General features: G+C 40.5%; 1 protein-coding gene. It reads left to right on the forward strand.

What is annotated here, in order from left to right:
• Positions 1–328: 30S ribosomal protein S2 (rpsB, locus tag B3014_RS07975; RefSeq protein WP_289286945.1), on the forward strand; the 328-nt coding region annotated here is incomplete at both ends.

Here is a 328-nt window from a genome sequence, read left to right on the forward strand (position 1 = left end):
GGTTAGGTGGTATGTTGACTAACTTCCAAACCGTTCGCCAATCAATTAAACGTCTGGATGCTATCCAGGACATGATCGAGTCTGGCAAAACTGAAGGTCTGAAGAAAAAAGAAGTCTTAGATCTGGCTCGTGAACAAGAAAAATTAGAAAAAAGCATCGGTGGTATCCGCAAAATGGGTGGTTTACCTGATGCAATGTTTGTTATTGACGTTGAACATGAACGTATCGCTATTCAAGAAGCCAAAAAATTAGGTATTCCTGTTATCGCTATCGTCGATAGTAACAGTAATCCAGATGGCGTTGATTACGTTATCCCTGGTAACGATGA

The organism is Methylophaga sp. UBA678, assembly GCF_002299105.1.
In the GTDB taxonomy this organism is placed as follows: domain Bacteria; phylum Pseudomonadota; class Gammaproteobacteria; order Nitrosococcales; family Methylophagaceae; genus Methylophaga; species Methylophaga marina.